At 42.6% G+C, this 19113-nt stretch carries 19 protein-coding genes; 14 read left to right on the top strand and 5 right to left on the bottom strand.

Annotated features, from left to right (window positions below; all coding sequences use genetic code 11):
• Positions 1 to 68 precede the first annotated feature (68 nt).
• From P3L47_RS21575 to P3L47_RS21600, 6 genes are all read left to right on the top strand, one after another.
• Positions 69 to 2483: a TonB-dependent receptor gene (locus P3L47_RS21575; protein WP_277782085.1), complete on the top strand. Its 2415-nt coding sequence runs from the start codon at positions 69 to 71 to the stop codon at positions 2481 to 2483.
• 202 nt (positions 2484 to 2685) lie between these two features.
• A complete protein-coding gene (mce, locus tag P3L47_RS21580; protein ID WP_075558369.1) occupies positions 2686 to 3096 on the top strand; it encodes a methylmalonyl-CoA epimerase in 411 nt (136 codons plus the stop codon).
• 38 nt (positions 3097 to 3134) lie between these two features.
• Complete coding sequence (locus P3L47_RS21585) at positions 3135 to 4688, top strand: acyl-CoA carboxylase subunit beta (protein ID WP_075558370.1); 1554 nt, start codon at positions 3135 to 3137, stop codon at positions 4686 to 4688.
• Between the two features lie 21 nt (positions 4689 to 4709).
• The gene (locus P3L47_RS21590) at positions 4710 to 5594 is read left to right on the top strand and encodes an OadG family transporter subunit (protein ID WP_075560077.1); all 885 of its coding nucleotides are present in this window, start codon (positions 4710 to 4712) and stop codon (positions 5592 to 5594) included.
• Positions 5595 to 5616: 22 nt separating this feature from the next.
• A complete protein-coding gene (locus P3L47_RS21595) occupies positions 5617 to 6048 on the top strand; it encodes a biotin/lipoyl-containing protein (protein ID WP_075558371.1) in 432 nt (143 codons plus the stop codon).
• 4 nt (positions 6049 to 6052) lie between these two features.
• Positions 6053 to 7213 carry a sodium ion-translocating decarboxylase subunit beta gene (locus P3L47_RS21600; protein WP_122363506.1) on the top strand — a complete coding sequence of 387 codons (1161 nt, stop codon included), beginning with the start codon at positions 6053 to 6055 and terminating at the stop codon, positions 7211 to 7213.
• Positions 7214 to 7327: 114 nt separating this feature from the next.
• On the opposite strand, the gene P3L47_RS21605 is transcribed toward P3L47_RS21600, so the two are convergent.
• Positions 7328 to 7459, bottom strand: a complete 132-nt coding sequence (locus tag P3L47_RS21605) for a hypothetical protein (RefSeq protein WP_255419298.1) — start codon at positions 7457 to 7459, stop codon at positions 7328 to 7330.
• A gap of 96 nt (positions 7460 to 7555) precedes the next feature.
• Complete coding sequence (locus P3L47_RS21610; protein ID WP_277782086.1) at positions 7556 to 8161, bottom strand: Crp/Fnr family transcriptional regulator; 606 nt, start codon at positions 8159 to 8161, stop codon at positions 7556 to 7558.
• Positions 8162 to 8764: 603 nt separating this feature from the next.
• On the opposite strand from P3L47_RS21610, the gene P3L47_RS21615 reads away from it, so the two are divergent.
• The 8 genes from P3L47_RS21615 to P3L47_RS21650 all read left to right on the top strand — a co-directional run bounded on the left by P3L47_RS21615 (position 8765) and on the right by P3L47_RS21650 (position 15895).
• Complete coding sequence (locus P3L47_RS21615) at positions 8765 to 10324, top strand: hypothetical protein (RefSeq protein ID WP_277782087.1); 1560 nt, start codon at positions 8765 to 8767, stop codon at positions 10322 to 10324.
• A gap of 13 nt (positions 10325 to 10337) precedes the next feature.
• Positions 10338 to 10817, top strand: a complete 480-nt coding sequence (locus tag P3L47_RS21620; protein WP_277782088.1) for a hypothetical protein — start codon at positions 10338 to 10340, stop codon at positions 10815 to 10817.
• Positions 10818 to 10955: 138 nt separating this feature from the next.
• Positions 10956 to 11327 (top strand): hypothetical protein, encoded by a 372-nt coding sequence (locus P3L47_RS21625; RefSeq protein WP_277782089.1) that lies wholly within the window; start codon positions 10956 to 10958, stop codon positions 11325 to 11327.
• A 9-nt stretch (positions 11328 to 11336) separates the two neighbouring features.
• Positions 11337 to 12284 carry a DUF6175 family protein gene (locus P3L47_RS21630; protein WP_277782090.1) on the top strand — a complete coding sequence of 316 codons (948 nt, stop codon included), beginning with the start codon at positions 11337 to 11339 and terminating at the stop codon, positions 12282 to 12284.
• Between the two features lie 11 nt (positions 12285 to 12295).
• Entirely contained in the window at positions 12296 to 13279 is a 984-nt protein-coding gene (locus tag P3L47_RS21635; protein ID WP_277782091.1) for a hypothetical protein, read from the top strand.
• A 1-nt stretch (position 13280) separates the two neighbouring features.
• Positions 13281 to 14216, top strand: coding sequence for a hypothetical protein (locus tag P3L47_RS21640; protein ID WP_277782092.1), 936 nt, complete (start codon positions 13281 to 13283; stop codon positions 14214 to 14216).
• A 5-nt stretch (positions 14217 to 14221) separates the two neighbouring features.
• The gene (locus P3L47_RS21645) at positions 14222 to 15544 is read left to right on the top strand and encodes an SPFH domain-containing protein (RefSeq protein ID WP_277782093.1); all 1323 of its coding nucleotides are present in this window, start codon (positions 14222 to 14224) and stop codon (positions 15542 to 15544) included.
• 30 nt (positions 15545 to 15574) lie between these two features.
• Complete coding sequence (locus P3L47_RS21650) at positions 15575 to 15895, top strand: DUF4339 domain-containing protein (RefSeq protein WP_277782094.1); 321 nt, start codon at positions 15575 to 15577, stop codon at positions 15893 to 15895.
• Between the two features lie 77 nt (positions 15896 to 15972).
• Here the strand turns inward: P3L47_RS21650 and P3L47_RS21655 are convergent, their stop codons facing one another.
• The 3 genes from P3L47_RS21655 to P3L47_RS21665 all read right to left on the bottom strand — a co-directional run bounded on the left by P3L47_RS21655 (position 15973) and on the right by P3L47_RS21665 (position 18853).
• Positions 15973 to 16188 (bottom strand): hypothetical protein, encoded by a 216-nt coding sequence (locus P3L47_RS21655; protein ID WP_277782095.1) that lies wholly within the window; start codon positions 16186 to 16188, stop codon positions 15973 to 15975.
• A 197-nt stretch (positions 16189 to 16385) separates the two neighbouring features.
• Positions 16386 to 18467, bottom strand: a complete 2082-nt coding sequence (locus P3L47_RS21660) for a BT4734/BF3469 family protein (protein WP_277782096.1) — start codon at positions 18465 to 18467, stop codon at positions 16386 to 16388.
• Positions 18464 to 18853, bottom strand: a complete 390-nt coding sequence (locus P3L47_RS21665; RefSeq protein WP_122363508.1) for an HU family DNA-binding protein — start codon at positions 18851 to 18853, stop codon at positions 18464 to 18466. Before P3L47_RS21665 ends, P3L47_RS21660 begins: the two co-directional genes overlap by 4 nt.
• Between the last annotated feature and the right edge of the window lie 260 nt (positions 18854 to 19113).

The following is a 19113-nucleotide window of genomic DNA, read 5'->3' on the forward strand; positions in this document are numbered from 1 at the left end:
GATTTTTTACACGCTGAATATACGCTTCATTCATTTTTCGCGTTAGTAAAGCTATAACATTATATATTATGAAGATTCGTGCGATAGCTGCACTGCTATTTATATTGGTTTCAATCAGCGCTTTTGGACAAAAGCATGTCAAAATAACGGGATATGTACGGGATGCCGACGGTAGTCCGCTCGAACTGGTACTTGTCCAGATAAAAAATACCCTGAACGGGGCAATGACAAACGAAAAGGGATATTATTCGATCACAACTTCTCCGGGTGATTCCGTTTCGGTCATATTCTCCTGCCTGGGTTACAACAAAGCGGAACGCATTCTGCCCAGCCTACAACAGGACATGAGGCTGAATGTGCAGATGAACTACACCAGTATCGACCTGGGCGAAGTCGTCGCTACCGCTATCCGCAAGCAAACATCGACGCTAGAATCGCTCAATGCAGACCGTGTCAAGCTGCTCCCCGACCCTGCCGGAGGTAGTATAGAAAGCCTGGTAGTCACCTTTGCCGGGGTCTCTTCCAGTAACGAGCTGAGCTCCCAATATTCGGTTCGCGGCGGTAGCTACGATGAAAATATAGTCTACGTAAACGGCCTGGAAGTGTTCCGCCCGTTGCTGATCCGTTCCGGGCAGCAGGAAGGTTTGAGCTTTATCAATCCGGACCTGACAGAAGCCGTCAACTTCGCTGCCGGAGGATTCGAAGCACGGTATGGCGATAAGATGAGTTCCGTTCTCGATATCACTTATAAAAAACCGAAATTGTTCGAAGGTTCGGCATCCGCCAGTCTGCTGGGAGCCAATGCCTATATCGGCAGTTCGATCGGCAAGTTTACCCAGGTAACAGGTATTCGTTACAAGACCGGACGCTCCCTGCTGAAAACAATGGATACGGACGCAGAATACCAACCGGACTTCGTCGACCTGCAATCGTACATGACCTATCAGCTGGCTCCGAAATGGGAAGTGAACTTCCTGGGAAACCTGGCATCCAACACGTTCAAATTCACACCAAATAAACGTGAAACCAACTTCGGTACGGTAGAAAACGCCCAGCGCTTTGAAGTATATTTCCCTAACAGCCGCGAACGGGATAAGTTCCAGACTTTATTCGGAGCGCTGACCCTGAAACATAATCCGAACGAGAAAACCGAGCTGGGTATTCAGGCTTCGGCATTCTCCAGCAAAGAAATAGAAACGTACGACATCACCGGTGAATACTGGCTGGGTGACGCAACAACAGAAAACAATAGCGGACAAGAAGCTCTTGAGGTAGCCCGTTATCACGAACATGCCCGCAACCGACTAAGCTCTACGATCATGAACGTAGGTCATTTCGGTAGCAGCAAAATCAAAAACCATACACTTCAATGGGGAGCGACCGTACAGATGGAAAAGATAAACGACCGCATCAGCGAGTGGGAAAAACGTGACTCGGCAGGTTACTCACTGCCCCAGACAGGAAACGGTGTCAATGTAATCTCCAACCTATATTCGGATAACGATTTATCCAGCACACGCGTATCGGGATACATTCAGGATGTTTTCAAATTCCGTACCAAACAGGGTATGTTCACGCTTATCGGAGGCGTTCGCGGAAGCTATTGGAGCTATAACAAAGAGTTTATCTTCAGTCCGCGTGTCTCTCTAGGATTCATTCCTAATTTCGACCAGCGGCTGACATTCCGTGCAGCAACGGGTATATATTATCAATCACCGTTCTATAAAGAATTGCGTACCACGGTACAGGATGCGGCAGGCAATGATGTCATCGCGCTGAATAAAGATATCAAATCGCAACGTTCCATCCATTTCATTCTGGGGGGCGATTATACCTTTAAGGCTGGCAACCGTAACTTCAAAGTCAGCACCGACCTGTATTACAAGAAACTGGATGACTTGATCCCCTATACCGTCGACAATGTAAAGATCCGTTATTACGGTGAAAACTGTGCCAAAGGGCATGCTATGGGTATCGATGTCAAATTCTTCGGCGAGTTTGTTCCCGGAACCGACTCCTGGATCAGTTTCTCGTTGATGAAAGCCCAGCAAACCATTCGCGACAAAGTAACCGTACCCATGCCAAACAGCCAGGGATATAACGTTTCCTTGTTCTTCCAGGATTATTTCCCGGGATACAAACGTGTAAAACTGAATCTGAAAGGCGTTATCTCCGGCGGACTTCCTTTTATAGCACCGCGTACAAAATACGAAGATGTCAAAGGAACATTCCGTACCCCCGCCTATAAACGTGTCGACTTAGGCTTCTCTTACCAGTTGGCCGGAGGCACCGATGCGATCATGGACCGCGGCTTTTTCCGCCACCTGAAAAACATCTGGATCGGACTCGATGTCTTTAACTTATTTGATATAAAAAATGTCAGCTCCTACTACTGGATCACCAACATCGACAACCAGCAGTACGCAGTACCTAACTATCTGACTGGTCGACAACTCAACGCTCGGCTGATAGTGGATTTCTAAATAATATGTCAATGAGATAATTTGCCAATATGCCAATAAAAAGACAGGGGGTGTCAATGAGAAGTTAAAGCTTTCATTGGCACATTGACATATTGATATATTGGCAAATTATTATTAATGAAATATTTCTTGATTCTTCAAAAAGAATGTACCTTTGCCATCAGAACAAAAAGCATTTATCAATTAATAAATTATTATTGACATGGAAATTACACATATTGAACATCTGGGCATTGCAGTAAAAAGCATCGAAGCTTGTCTGCCGTATTACGAAGAAATTTTAGGCATGAAATGCTACAACATCGAAGAAGTAGCTGACCAGAAAGTGAAAACTGCTTTCTTTAAAGTAGGCCAGACCAAAATTGAATTACTGGAACCGACCAGCGAAGACAGCACTATCGCTAAATTCATCGAAAAGAAAGGCGAAGGCATTCATCATATCGCATTTGCTGTACCCGATGTACAGGCTGCTTTAAATGAAGCTGAAGAAAAAGGCGTTAAGCTGATCGACAAAGCTCCCCGTGGTGGTGCAGAAGGTTTGAACATCGCTTTCCTTCACCCGAAATCAACCTGCAGCGTTCTGACAGAACTTTGCATGCCTGGTAACAAATAACAAAAACACTTCATTTCTAACAACAAATCAGAAATACAATGAGTAACCAACTTGAAAAAGTAAAAGAGCTTATCGCTCTTCGCGAACAAGCCCGTCTCGGTGGTGGAGAAAAAAGAATCGAGTCTCAGCACAAAAAAGGCAAGTACACAGCACGCGAACGTATCGCCATGTTACTTGACGAAGGTAGTTTCGAGGAGTTCGATATGTTCGTTCAACACCGTTGTACCAACTTCGGTATCGAAAAAACAAAATTCCTGGGTGATGGCGTTGTAACAGGTTATGGTACGATCGACGGCCGCCTTGTTTACGTCTATGCACAAGATTTCACAGTATTCGGCGGTGCTTTGTCAGAGTCATTAGCTATGAAGATCTGTAAAGTAATGGATCAGGCCATGAAGATGGGTGCCCCTGTCATCGGTCTGAACGATTCAGGTGGAGCACGTATCCAGGAAGGTGTCAACGCTTTGGCCGGTTATGCCGAAATTTTCCAGCGTAACATTCTGGCATCAGGTGTTGTTCCACAGATTTCCGGTATCTTTGGCCCATGTGCCGGCGGTGCCGTTTATTCTCCTGCACTGACAGACTTCAACATCATGACACGCGGAACAAGCTACATGTTCCTGACTGGTCCGAAAGTTGTAAAAACTGTTACCGGAGAAGACGTAACCCAGGAACAACTGGGTGGCGCAAGCGTACACACGACCAAATCGGGTGTTGCTCATTTCGCTGTCGATACAGAAGAAGATGGTCTGCAACTGATCCGCAAATTGATCGGCTTCCTTCCGCAGAATAACCTGGAAGAAACACCGCTGATCGAATGTAACGATCCTATCGATCGCTTGGATGATGTATTAAATGATATTATTCCGGATAACACTAACCAGTCATACGATATGTATGAAGTGATCGGAACAATTATCGACAACGGCGAATTCCTTGAAGTACACGCCGATTATGCCAAAAATATTATCGTTGGTTTCGCTCGTTTCAACGGACAGACAGTTGGTATCGTAGCCAACCAGCCAAAAGTTATGGCCGGATGTCTCGACAGCAATGCATCACGTAAAGCTGGTCGTTTCGTTCGTTTCTGCGACGCATTCAACATTCCTCTGGTAACATTGGTTGACGTTCCGGGATTCCTTCCGGGAACAGGACAGGAATACAATGGTGTAATCCTTCACGGAGCTAAATTGCTTTATGCTTACGGTGAAGCAACTGTACCTAAAATCACAGTTACCCTGCGTAAATCTTATGGTGGAGCTTACTGCGTGATGAGTTCTAAACACCTGCGTGGCGATATGAACTACGCATGGCCGACTGCAGAAATCGCAGTAATGGGCCCGAGCGGTGCAGTAGAAGTTATCTTCGCAAAAGAAGTTGCTGCATCGGAAGATCCGGCAAAAGCAACTGCTGAAAAAGAAGCAGAATACAAGAAAGCATTTGCAAACCCATACAATGCTGCTCAGTACGGTTATATCGACGATGTGATCGAACCGCGTAACACTCGTTTCCGTATTATTCGCGCATTACAACAATTGCAGACTAAGAAGTTAAGCAATCCTGCTAAGAAACATGACAATCTGCCTCTATAATTCTTAAAACAGGAAATGAATATGATTAACAAAAGAATTGGAGTATTGCTGTTGTTCGTTTTGCTCGTTTCATTCGGAGCAAAAGCACAGCGTGCAACCTCCATGCGAATAAATGAAGTGTTGGTTATCAACGAAGACAACTTCGTTGACGACTACGGCAAACGTCACGCCTGGATAGAATTATTCAATACTTCTGCCGGAACGGTAAACATTGCCGGTTGTTATTTGACAGACGACAAAAACAACCCAAAAAAATATCCGATCCCGAAGGGTGATGTATTAACTCAGATTCCTCCTCATCAGCACACATTATTTTGGGCTGACGGAGAGCCGGATCGCGGAACTTTCCATGTTAATTTCACACTAGACCCGTCGAAAGAAAATTATATCGCTTTATACGATGCGGATGGTAGAACACTGATCGACGAAATCACGGTTCCGGCTGCACAAAGACCGGATGTGAGCTATGGTAGAGTAATAGACGGTCAGGAAGAATGGGCACAGCTTACAAAAGTAACTCCCAGCACAAACAACCTGACACTCGACTCGAATGAAAAGATCGAAAACTTCAAAAACAATGACTCTTTAGGTATCGGTATGACGATTACAGCCATGGCTGTTGTATTCCTGGGACTGCTCCTTCTTTACCTTATCTTCAAACAGGTCGGTAAAGCTGCGATTGCCGCCAGCAAACGTAATGCAGAGAAAGCCGGAGCTCCAGTCAGTGCCAGTGCACCTGACGAGGTTTCAGGAGAAGTCTTTGCAGCTATCGCCACGGCTCTGTATGAAATGAGCGATGACAACCATGACATCGAACATACAGTACTTACGATCCGTAAAGTCCGTCGTGCATATTCTCCATGGAGTTCAAAGATCTATAGCTTACGTGAAACTCCCAGAAAGTGATTATCTCTAAAAACAAACAAGAATGAAAAGTTTTAAATATACCATCAACGGTAACGTATATAAAGTACACATCAATTCAGTGGTTGACGATATCGCTGAAGTAGAAGTAAACGGTACACCCTATAATGTAAAGATGGAGAAACCGGCAAAAAAACAAATGGTTACTCTGAAACGTCCGGCTCAGGCTCCGACAACCCCTTCAGGAGAATCGGTTATCACACGCCCGGCTGCCTCTACCACACAGGGAGCTGTTAAAACTCCGCTGCCCGGTGTTATCCTGCAGATCAAATGTAATGTAGGCGACACTGTAAAAAGAGGACAAACTCTTCTTATCCTTGAGGCCATGAAGATGGAAAACAACATCAACGCAGACCGCGATGGTAAGATTATTGAAATTAAAGTACACAAAGGAGATTCTGTACTGGAAGGTGCCGATCTCGTCGTAATCGGATAAGAATATGCAAGAGAGTTTTATGTCATTCCTGGGTGACAACCTACAGTTGTTCCTCACCTACACAGGGGTATATAATGCAACTCCGGGCCATATCGTCATGATTTTGGTAGGTTTGCTCTTTATATTCCTTGCGATAAAATACGAGTTTGAACCTATGCTTCTGATTCCTATCGGATTCGGTATCCTGATCGGTAATATTCCTTTCAAAGATGCAGGATTACAGGTAGGTATTTATGAACAAGGGTCTGTACTGAACATCCTCTATCAAGGGGTAACCTCCGGATGGTATCCACCATTGATCTTCCTCGGTATCGGGGCCATGACCGACTTCTCCGCTTTGATATCCAATCCAAAGTTGATGTTGATCGGTGCTGCAGCCCAGTTCGGTATCTTTGGTGCTTACATTATTGCTCTTCAGATGGGATTCGAACCGAACCAGGCTGGTGCTATCGGTATTATCGGTGGTGCTGACGGTCCTACGGCTATCTTCCTGTCTTCAAAACTGGCTCCAAACCTCATGGGGGCTATTGCGGTGTCAGCCTACTCATACATGGCGTTGGTACCTATTATCCAGCCGCCGTTCATGAGACTGCTCACGACAAAAAAAGAACGCCTGATCCGTATGAAACCGCCGAGAGCTGTTTCTTCTACAGAAAAGATTGTTTTCCCGATTATTGGTCTGTTGCTGACTTGTTTCCTGGTTCCTTCCGGTCTGCCTCTGTTGGGTATGCTGTTCTTCGGAAACCTGTTGAAAGAAAGTGGTGTGACACGTCGTCTGGCAGAAACTGCCCGCGGTCCGCTGATCGATACAATCACAATCCTGTTAGGTATCACGGTAGGTGCTTCTACACAGGCAACTCAGTTCCTGACCTTGAACTCTGTTAAGATCTTCGGTCTGGGTGCGTTGTCATTCGTTATCGCAACATGTGCCGGTGTATTGTTCGTTAAGTTCTTCAACCTGTTCCTGAAACAAGGTAACAAGATCAATCCGCTTATCGGTAACGCCGGTGTATCCGCCGTTCCTGACTCTGCACGTATCTCCCAGATCGTAGGTTTGGAATATGACCCGACCAACTATCTGTTGATGCACGCTATGGGTCCGAACGTAGCAGGTGTGATCGGTTCTGCTGTAGCTGCCGGTATCCTGTTAGGATTCTTGGGATAAGATTCAATAGGGATATTCAATAGATATCCTAAAAATAAAAGGTGGCATGTGAAATGGGTTTAAGACTCCATTTAGCATGCCATCCTTGCATTAATAGCAGTTCACTTACATACTTTATTCAACCACCATCGGACTCACTACCGGATCAGCCACTTCTTCCACTGTTGTTCCGACGAATAACCATACCATCAGGAGGACAATTGCCACAACTACCCCGATGACCAACCATACATTTTTCTTTTTCATATTTATGACATTCTTTGATATTATACCTAATATTTGTAACAAAACAGCAAATTGATTCTATTTGTTCAATAGTCAAGACTACTCCATCAGTAAGTCTTACTCTCCTTTGCTCAGTTGTCCAAGAATAGAAGAGAATGTCTCTGGAGAAATATCCAAATAAGAAGCGATATAATATCTAGGAATCTGTAACAAAAGATAATAACCAACAGGCTCTTGAAGAAAATGACAAATCCGTTCTTTCGCCGTACAATACCGGGAATGGTAATGAAACATTTCCACCTTTGCCAAATAGATTTCTATCACATTATAAAATAAACAAGTAAACTCATGTTGCGTTTTCCATAACGAAATAAAATCATCATAAGAAAGAACCAGCAACAAGGAGTTATTTAAAGCTTTAAAATAAAATTCAATCCCTTTTTGTCGATATAAGCAATGAGATATAATAGCAAATTCACCTTCCTTCACAAAATCAACCACACATTCTTTCCCTTTCTTATTATAACAATAGGCACATACCCCTTCATAAACAAAATAAATCTTTTTCTTCCCATGCTTTTCCAATATTGCCGATTCACCTCTGGCTACCAATACCGGTGACAGCAATTTGCATAGTAAAGCAAACAACTCATCAGAAACAGCGTAATAAGCGTTTAAATAAGAACGAAATTTTTCTAAATCAACTACTACATCTTTTGTCATTATTAAATACTAGCTATCCGGCATCTTCACATTTCAACTTCTCAGTCCGGAAAATTATAAATAGAAAGCGTGGGACTTGTTGCTATTATTTAATCAGAGGTATCCCCATACCCGTATCACAAATAATAGACAACAAGCCCACGCCAATACTATTATACAACCTATTCGGTATGTATATAACAATGACGTGAGCGTTTGTTGCCATTATTCCTGTGATACTGAAAATTGGGGATTTCCTGATTAGGGAATAATATCTTTAACGCTTTCGTTTCCTATATGTCTTTCCTTCAGCAGTTAACGCTTTAACACTCAGGAATTGCTACAAAGATATTGAAAACTAAACAGAAACCCAAAACCAGAATTAATGACTACGACTTGTATTTTTTTAAGAAGAAATATACCCTATTCAGAAGATTAAACATAACCCACTAATTATAAGAGAATTAAACTAAAAAGAATAAATAGTCATCTCCTGATTGATCAAAAGATATTAAAACAAGCAGAATACAAAATCTTAAGATAGCTTAAGAAAATTAAGGTTTCAATCCAATACTTTTGCAAATATAACCAGCATATAAATTTAACTTATAAAACTATATGATCATGAATGAAATTGTTATCCCAAGTACCCAATGGGTAAAAAAAGCACTTTTACTATCAGTATCCCTCAGCATTACACTATCTGGTATGGCACAAGAACAAACCAGTGACAAGTCTTTCTCCTTCCGTCGCAGTTCTCTTTACACATTTATAATAAAATCGGATAAAGACAGCTTAAAAATGGATAAGAAGCTGGATAGTAGCGGAAATATCTTTACAGACGTAATTGCCGAAACACAAGCCGGCAAAAAGCAAATAAGTGCAGATGACAGCATTCCTAAAATAGAGTTAATCGCAAGAGAATTTGCAGAAATACCCATTCCACCACAGTTTGATTCTCTTTGCTTAGAAACCCGGGTAGTCGATTTTGACCAATATCCTGTAACGCTTGAAGAGGTGGAAGCTATCAACGCTACAACCACCGGAGAAAAAAAGCAAAAAGGATTCGGTAAATTCGTAAAATCGGTCGGAAGTGTAGCAGCCTCCACCTTAACTGCCGGCTCATTGGAAATCGATACAATGAGTATTAAGACCTATTTACCAGCCGTTATTGACAAATATTTCAAACAGAATGAAGTGCCGAGCATGCTCTTATGTAAATGGTTCAATTATAATGATGAAGCAAAAGAAATCAGACCTAATTACATGAGTCATTATAATATGGAATTAATCAAAGAAAGAGGAAGACAAAGTGCTACTGCGGAGGAAACGGATATTGCTCTGAATGCAGAAAGAGGAGAAGCTTTCTTCAAAGATGCAGGAAAAGAATTATTAGAGAATACTTTTATCATGGCTATCTATCTGCAATATTTAAGCAAAGAAGAAATCATGAAGCAAGTACAAGATGGTATGACAGTAGCTACAGGCATAGCCGGAGCCTTTGGAGTCAATACTGACTTAATGCTTCTTGGAACCCAGGCAGCCGGAGCAGTTGCCGGAGCATCAATGGGTAGCGGATATTTCGTACAGGCAACTTCCTATTTGTACAGATTAGATTGGAATGAAGAAAAAACGCTCAAATTTTATAAAGAATTATATGACAAATCATTAGATGACCTAATCAAATCAGGCATCTGCCAGTTACGATTCGTTGGCAAAGACAAAGCATACAGTAATGTCAGGGCCAGCCGTTTCTCCAACCGCCCGGAAAGTGAATTATTAAAAAGAGCCACAACCCGGGCAATCGATGCTGCAATTGTTAAACTACAAAGAGAGCATGACGAATTCAAAACGAAAACTCCTGTTATTAATATCGATGACAAAGAAGGCGTACTTTATGCATCTATCGGATTACGGGAAGGAGTGGAAGCAGGAGATGTCTACGCAGTTCTTCAACCGATCATAGATCCTGCTACCTACGAAATAACTTCTTTTGAAACGGTAGGAAAAGTAAAAGCCATCAAAAATCAGATTTGTGACAACCGTTATCAAGCAGATATTGAAAGAGAAGAAGATGCTGAAAACGGAGAAAAAGCAGACACCCCGATTAAATATACGGCATTCAAAGGGAAAGTAAAACCGGAATGGCGAGGATGCTTATTAAAACTGGAAAAGAAAAAATAATAATAAAAATTCCATGAAAATCAGACTTATCCTATTAATACTATGTCTTTCTGTCGTATGCAATAGCAATGCCAAAAAGAAAGAACCGATTATCGGGTATGACATCGAATACAGCGGAGCAGAAGGAGTATCTGGCACTTATATGATACAAGTATGGATCAATACGACTAAAGCGACACTATCCACCGAAGAATTCAAAAGATACGCAGTAGAAGGCATTCTGTTTAAAGGTTACGCACGTCCTCAACAAGAACGGGTCGCCCCTATGGTATCAGATGCAATCAGACAGGCCAAAAGCGATTTTTTTAATGCCTTCTTTGAAAATGGAGATTATAGCAAATATGCATCCGTGCTGGGAAACACAGTCAAAAACCTTAAAATAACCAAGAAGGAATATCGACTGGGAATGATTATATCCATATCCGAAAGTCAGCTGAGGAAAGACTTGGAAGAAGCCGGTATTATCAGTAAACTGGGAGGCAATATATTCTAATCAATTAACACAAGAAAGAATAGTATGAAATCCAACTTTATAAAAATAAGTTTATGCTTCTTATGTCTCCTTTTTCTAAATGCCTGTAATAATAAGCAGACGGTGACATCTTCTTATTACACTTATAAAACCGAATGTTTGGGAGTCGAATTAGACGGCTCCCAAACGCTTCGGGCATGGGGAACAGGAAAAAACAAAAAAGATGCAATAGAACAAGCGAAAAAAAATGCTATACATGATATTCTTTTCCAAGGAATACATGACGGGCAATCAAAATGCTCTGTCAAACCTTTATTAACTGAGGTTAATGCGGCAGACAAATACGAGGATTATTTCAATGCCTTCTTTCAGGACAAAGGTTCATATCAAACCTTTGTCTCCGGAGAAGAAAACGGCAGAACCACACGCATTCAGGAGGCAAATAAAAATCAGCTTAAATACGGAATTGTAGTGCGTGTATTTCGTTCCGAACTAAAAAGACGCTTACAAGCAGATGGTATACTAAAATAAAAAACAATCATGAATATAAAAATACACATATTATTTATCGTTTTTTGGATCAGTTCATTAGCAGTATATGGCCAGGCGCGAAAACCAAAATTGATGGTTATCCCCAGCGATAGTTGGTGTCGGCAAAATCATTGCATGACTCAATACGATGACCAAGGTCTCGTTTCTGAAGTCGCCAATTATAATGAAGCAGTGAAAAACAAAGACTTAAGGATTGTTATCTCTACCATTAATAATTTAATGAAAGACCGTGGATTTGAATTGGAAGATTTGGAAGCCACACTGAAAAAATTGGAAACAAGCAAAGCCGAGGACGAACTAATAACAAGTAAATCCGGATCGACAATCAGTGAAAGTCCTTTCGACCAAATAAGAAAACGAGCGAAACCTGATATCATTCTGGATATTGATTATACGATCAACTGGTCCGGTCCGGAAGCCTCGATCACGTATGATTTACGAGGAATGGACGCTGCTACAAATAAACAAATAGCCGGTTCCAACGGTGTCGGTAATCCTTCGTTTTCAGCCGAGATAGCCAGTATGCTCAGAGAAGCAGTCCAATCGAATATGAATGTTTTCTCAGACAGACTACAAAAACACTTCGAAGACATGGCTGAAAACGGTCGGGAAGTAATCGTCGAAATCAAACTGTTCGAAAACTCCGAAGTCGATTTTGAATCTGAATTCGGAGATGATGAACTATACGATATTATAAAAAACTGGATGACCGACAACACAGTCAAAGGACGTTATTCCATTGATGATGCGACAGAGACACACATACGTTTCAGCCAAGTCCGTATCCCCTTATATGATGAAGACGGAAGAGCTATGGATACAAGAGATTTCACAAACTCTCTCCGCAAATATCTGCGAAAGGATCCTTATAGGATACCAGGCAAAATCGTTCTGAAAAGTTTAGGAGAAAGTCTTTTAATCATCGGTGAAAAATAAAACCTGTAATCATGAAAATAATACAAACAATCCTGTTATTACTCGCATCTGTCCTCAGTGGATGGGCGCAGCAAACCTTGTCGTCCAAAGACATGATAGACATTACCCCGCTTGTCAGTACCGAACTTCCCGTAGCTGACGGAGTAAAAAAGATATTGGAATTGAAAGCAAGGCAAATGTTGACAATGAATGGACTGGCCTCTTATTCCGAAAGATTTGTATTAACTCCTAACATCACTATTCTCACGAAAGAAGCGACTCCCACTGCCCCTCCTATGTTCTCGATCAGCATGGAAATATCATTTTATGTAGTGGATGTCTTCGATCAAACTATTATCAGTGAAATCGTATTTCCAGGCAAAGGTATTGACCAGCAGGAGCACAAAGCTCTGATACAGGCGATAAATCGTATCAATCCCCGTTCTGAAAAAGTATCGGCATTTATAGAAGAAACTAAAAACAGGATTACAGATTATTACAAAATGCGCATCCCAACATTAAGTAAACAGGCTGAAACACTTGCTGCTCAGGGCTTCTACGAAGACGCTTTAAACCTTCTTGCCGGTGTACCGGAATCGGTAGAAGGTTATCCGGCCATCGCCAATAAAACAAAAATTATTTACAAACAATATGCCAATCACCAGGCCGACCAATTACTCAAAGAAGCTAAAGGACATATTGCCATTCGTGAATATCCGGCAGCCATTGAGTTACTGGCAGATATCAGTCCGTTAAGCGACCGATATAAAACAGCGACATCCCTGATCAACAGCATTAAATCATCCATCGACGCATCTGAGCGTGCTGCTATTACGAGCCAGATGCAACATTACGAGGCCAAACAAGAAGAGGCACGCCGTATCCACGATGACGAAGTGGCTTTACAAAAAATGGCAATCAACGCATCCCGAGATATCGCAATAGCAAACAACGAAGCAAACAAACCTTCGCTAATGAAAAGTATCAATAACTGGTTCATCTCTAAATTCAATTAATATGGAACATTGTCCCGTATGTAAAGAGCCGATGCCGGCTTTATCGAAAGTCTGCCCGGTTTGCGGTTACGTAGCGACCCAAACAGATAATACAGGCAACCTGCTGGAACAACTGGTCGAAAAAATGGAAAGTTGTCTGCATAAGCTCAAACAACAGGATAAACCGACTGTATTCACCGGTATAAAAAAATATATGTTTATCTTTTATATCATCCTTACCATTCAGCTATTCGTACTGGCGGCTGTGAGTATGAGTATAATGGCTTGGTCCGCTGTTTCATTATTCTTGTTTTTATCTATCTTTTCCATTATAAAAAAGTTCAGAAATAAGAAAAATGAAGCCTCCAGTCAATTCAACTTGATAACAGCCGATTACGAAACATACCGCCGGCAAGCCAATACCCATTTCGGTAAAAACAAACAGGTGAAGGAGTTATCACTGACGTTGGACCAGGAAATGGATACTATTAAAAAAGAATGGCGGAAACAGGCTTTCCAATATAATACGCTTGGTGTCATCAGTATCATCTGTATCCTGATCGTAACCGGATCTGTCATTTTCTCCCTATCAAAATTTATAGCAACCGCCGACCTGCCTCCTGAAGAAAGTTCGATCATCACTTATCTGGAACAGGAAGAATATGACAAAGCGATCGCCATCTACCCGGATGTAGAAAAGAACAGTATAGACGAGGGAGAAAATATCAGAACACAGGTTATCCATCACTTATCCCAAAAACAACAATGGGAAAAGGCTTCTTCTTTCTTTTTGCTGCATTGTATGGGAAAGAGGGGCGATTATAGCTGTGCCCGAATCATCATCGAAGATCAACTAAAAAACAACAGAAAAGAGGGAGCCATCGATTTTTTGGAGACATGCAGTTCTCTACATTATCCTTCCGACTTCAATAAACTGAAAAAATTAATCTATAAATAATCGATATGGGACTATTCCGAAATAACAAAGAAGGTGGTATCATGGATACTATCCGTTGCGATGAGAAAGAATTCCTGATTTGGAAATGGAGCCCGACAGGAGAAAAAAGCAAAAAAGAAAATGCCATACGTTATGGTAGCAGTTTGCAGGTAAAAGATGGTGAAGTAGCAGTCTTCGTATACAAGCAAAACAACGGGACTATGCAGGATTTTATAGAAGGTCCTTTTCAGGAAACAATAAAAACCGCCAACTTTCCGATACTGACCAGCATCGTCGGACTCGCTTTCGGCGGAAGTTCCCCCTTCCAGGCAGAGATATATTTCATAAATCTGGCTGGAAATATACAAATACCCTTTTATATCCCCGATTTTATGGTGTACGATCACCGTTTCCAAAATTTCGGTGCTCCTATTCAAGTAAAAGGCAGACTTATCTTCAATATCGCCGATTACAGGCAGTTCGTCAAACTCAACAGGATGGCAGCATTCAATCTGGATGATTTCCACGAACAGGTCAAAACAGCAATCAACCGATATGTAAAAAGTGCCATAGCCAAAGCACCCAAAGAATACGGTATTCCGGTCCTACAAATTGAACAGAAGTTGGATGAAGTCAATACGCTTATCGAAGAGAAGCTGAAACCCCTGTTTTATGACGATTTCGGGATCAACCTGAAAAGGGCGGACATAGGTTCCATCCAGGTAAATCGTGAAAACGACGAATATAAACGTTTGCAGCAGGTTGCCGGTAAACAGGAAGAAAAAATGATCGATACGCAAACAAATATCAACCTCGACAATATGGAAGAGACACTCCGTATCAACCGGGAAGAACATCAACGGGCACAAAAACTACAGACGGAAAGCAATTATATCCGGACACACGCTTTAAATCAGCAAACAGACGTACTGAAAACAGCCGCAGCCAGTCTGGGAGAGATGGGGAATATGGGAACCGGAGACAGTTCAGGTATGAATCCGGCAAACATGATGGCCGGTATGATGATGGGAGGTGCCGTCGGCGGACAGATGGCTAATATGATGAATATGATGGGACAAGGAATGAACCAGGACATGTATCAAAACATGCAAACTCCCCCTCCTCCACCTGTCGTACAATATATGGTTATTGTAAACGGACAACAATGCGGGCCTTTCAATCCCGAAGAATTGATCGGATTATACAACTCAGGCCAGATAACAACCAAGACATATGTCTGGAAACAAGGTATGAGCAACTGGGAGTCACTCGAAAACATAAACGAACTGAACAACCTGCTTCAACTCAACGGGAACACACCTCCCCCTCCACCACCGGGAGTCCTTTAACTAAAAGTATAAACATAAAACGAATAAACGATGAATCATAATTTAGATACCATAGACAAACTGGTTGAATTTGGTATGGGATTGTCACTTTCACAACAAATGATGAACACATTGAAACAAACACCCTCTCCAGCTTATACGCCACCGAAGCAACAACCGGAGTATATATATCACGTCATTATCGAAAACCGTCAGGTCGGTCCTGTGACAAGCGGGGAGCTCTCCGAGTTGATCAAGAATAAAAAAGTGACACAAGATTCCCTGATGTGGCATCCCGGGTTACCCGCTTGGTCATCGGCACAGGAGATCAAAGAGGTGAATGAACTTTTAGTCTTAAATTCAACTTTATAAGTTTGCATTCGTATGAAAATAGACTTGGTAAAATCCATTATAGCATTGGTGATAAGCGCTTTAATATCCTATGGTTTCTATGAACTATGTGAGGATGAGACACAAAGGATCGTCCTTCTTTGCAGCACGTTCATATTCTTATCGATCACAAGTTGTTTCACCATCGGTTGCTCATTGAGAACCAATGGAGCTATTATGCTAACGACCTTTTCAGGAATATTCTTCCTGATAGGTATCATAATCCATGCTTTCCAGGCACTCTTTACTTTCAATCGAACAGCGTTCCTAATCATAGACGGATTACTTTTGCTTGTTTATATATTGACTGCACAAAGTATCTATAAATCAAAACAATAAAGTAAGTATCATACTATCATAACCGAGAAATAACACTCTGATTATAAACACATTAATGCCATGATAGTTGTTTATTTTAACTATCATGGCATCTATCATACTATCATACACAACTTACACAAATATTTAATAATCAATCACATACCACTTTTACATAATAACAAGTCCCTCGCGTCATCCGTTTATTAGGTACATTGTTTCGCTTCAAAAGTTTACCAAAGTTGAGTATCATCTTCTTCGTAATAACAAAACCGGGCTGTTTCTCTGCAATTATATCTAATATCTCCGATGCCAGCAAAGGTTCTATCCCTTCCGTATCCTCTGAAATACAGAAATAACGCAGGAACAATTGCTCTTCCGCCGGAATTTGCTGGAAACGCCAGTTGTTCTCAACGATTGCCGCCTCCTCCTCATGCGTAAACCAATACCGTTCGCCACGGCGCAACATCTCTTTTGCTTCGGCATACAGCTGCTCGTAATCGACCGGCTGGAGATAGTCGATCAGACCTTCCACCTCCACGCAGATAAAACGACGGCTTCCGGTCGGATCGGTCAGCAGATCGAAATTATTGCTGGTAGCGATAAAGGTTGCATAACGTCGCAGGCTGCGCGTCGTACTCTGATAAGGTAAGCGAGCATTGACCACGGCCTTTTGCAAAACATGCTTCAGAAAACTTTGATGCGAAGCCTTTACCGAATCGAACTCGTCGATATTGATCAAGGCATAGCGATGCAAAGCCAGTTCTGCCTCCTTCTTATTACCGAAATCGATGCTGTCGGTATAAAAAGGACGAAGCGACGGAGGCAACAAGTTCAGGCAATAGGTCGATTTTCCGCATCCCTGGTCACCAACCAGCAACGGCGTCGTACTGTTTCCGTGTTCTTTATCCAGCTGCATCCAATGAGCTACCATGCTCAGGAACCAACGATAAAAGCAATCACTCCATAACGGGTTATTGTTAGGAACCCGCGCAGCCATCTCACGAATATGCGATTTGCCATCCCATACCGGAAGATTCGCAAGAAAAGCATCGATAGGATGAAACAAGGGTATCTGATCTGAATATACATACCGGTCGATATCTTTATCCCACACATTCAGCCCCTCTTTCTGAGCCTCCAGGCAAATACTGTTACGCACTTTCTGGGTGTAAGGCCTGTACGCGAACTGTATGACCGAACGGTCGAGATATTCCACCTCCCCACTCATCTCGTTCATCCGGAAGAAATAACGTCTTTCCATGAATTCATCCAGTTGCATCACCATCGAAAGACATTCCGGCAAAGGTAATTTACCTCCGATCGCTTTCTTCAGCAGATAAACTCCCCGGAATACCTGCCGCACCAGTAATTCATGCGGCTTCAAAGCCTCATACCGTAAGGTCCACCCTACCGCCTCTTCCTCGGGAATCCCCAGACGGCAACTATTTTGTGCCATCTCCGTAAACAATGCATGCAGATCGTCACTCTCCTTTCCGGCAAATTTACGGACCGCTTCCAAAAGCACGATACTGAACAGGGTTGCAATCTGCGTATTACGTTTCACGCCCGGCAACAGACGTTCGATCGGATCGAGCGGAACCTCCTGCACGATACGGAGTTCGCTTTCCTCCGGCATCCGTATCGGTTGTTCCATTCGGATCGATATCGCCGCCGGATTATAATACAGCCCGGTATCATAGCTGACACGTGTCCCTCGCTCCGGTGACGGTTCTTTCAATGTGATCATGCTGCTCAACTGAGGCTGAAAATGCCTGACCGCCAACTGATAGGCCGCCGCATGAAAGAGAACGGCTTTCTCCCGGCTACGCGGCAACTTGCCATCGGGCAGCGTAAAAGGCACGACAATCTTCACGGACTTGCCGCTCAATCCAATGAAAGCCAGCAAGGTCTGAGGCATGGCAGCCGCCTCCTCACGTATCGATGCGGCTTCTTCCGGACCGGACAAACCGTTCACTTCCAAAAGGATATACCCGGTATAGTTTTTCATCTGTACCTTCCCGTCTTTCCGCAGAAATGTTGCTCCCCACACGATCACAGGCAATTTCCGTATCCACTCGTTCGTACGCCCCGGCAATGAAAAGCGTAAACTAGTACGGACATTAGCCACCTGTACCCCCATTTTATCTGAGCGTAACATCTCCATCACAGGTTCCAGGCTACGTATCTGCAACATAAGCTGGTCTTTCTTATAACGATATTGGCTTACTTTCATTCGAACGGGTATCTTTCAAATTTAAAAAACTGCATTTCCTTACGTAATCGTGCCCCCATCCTGAAACAGACGCGTTTCGCTTTTACCCGATGCGGCGTACAATCCTTCGCTTTCTCATACCCTTCACTCCCTGCCGAGAGATACAGGTCACCCATATCCTTCAGTTCGACGGAATAGCCTTCTTTCAAACGTTCAAGAATAATATCACTCATCTCGCAGACTGTGGCAAGCACATCTCCGCGCGTCAATGAGCAGCGAGCAGCGATCTCTTCCGCCAACTCCTCGGTAGTGACCCGCCCCGTCGTAACGGGTACTCCATAAAACAGTTTCTTTTCTATCGGACCTGTCTTATCCGATTTTGTGCGAACTACATAGAAATGTGCCATAGGTCGGTACTTTATTTTAATAATAATACTAGAAAACTTCACCAAAACGGGCATTTTACCCCATTTTACACCCGGATCTGAACGATGCTCACACCCGGGTCTCAGGGGTATTCAGACCCGGAGGCCAACACCTTTTCCTCCTTACAAATATAATAAAAACATAGCACATAAGCAATGTTTTTCAATAGTTTATTTCATTTTAGACAATATATTTCCGACCTGTCTATTTATAGATTTCAGTATTACAACGCACTTATCAT

The organism is Parabacteroides chongii, assembly GCF_029581355.1.
GTDB lineage: Bacteria > Bacteroidota > Bacteroidia > Bacteroidales > Tannerellaceae > Parabacteroides > Parabacteroides chongii.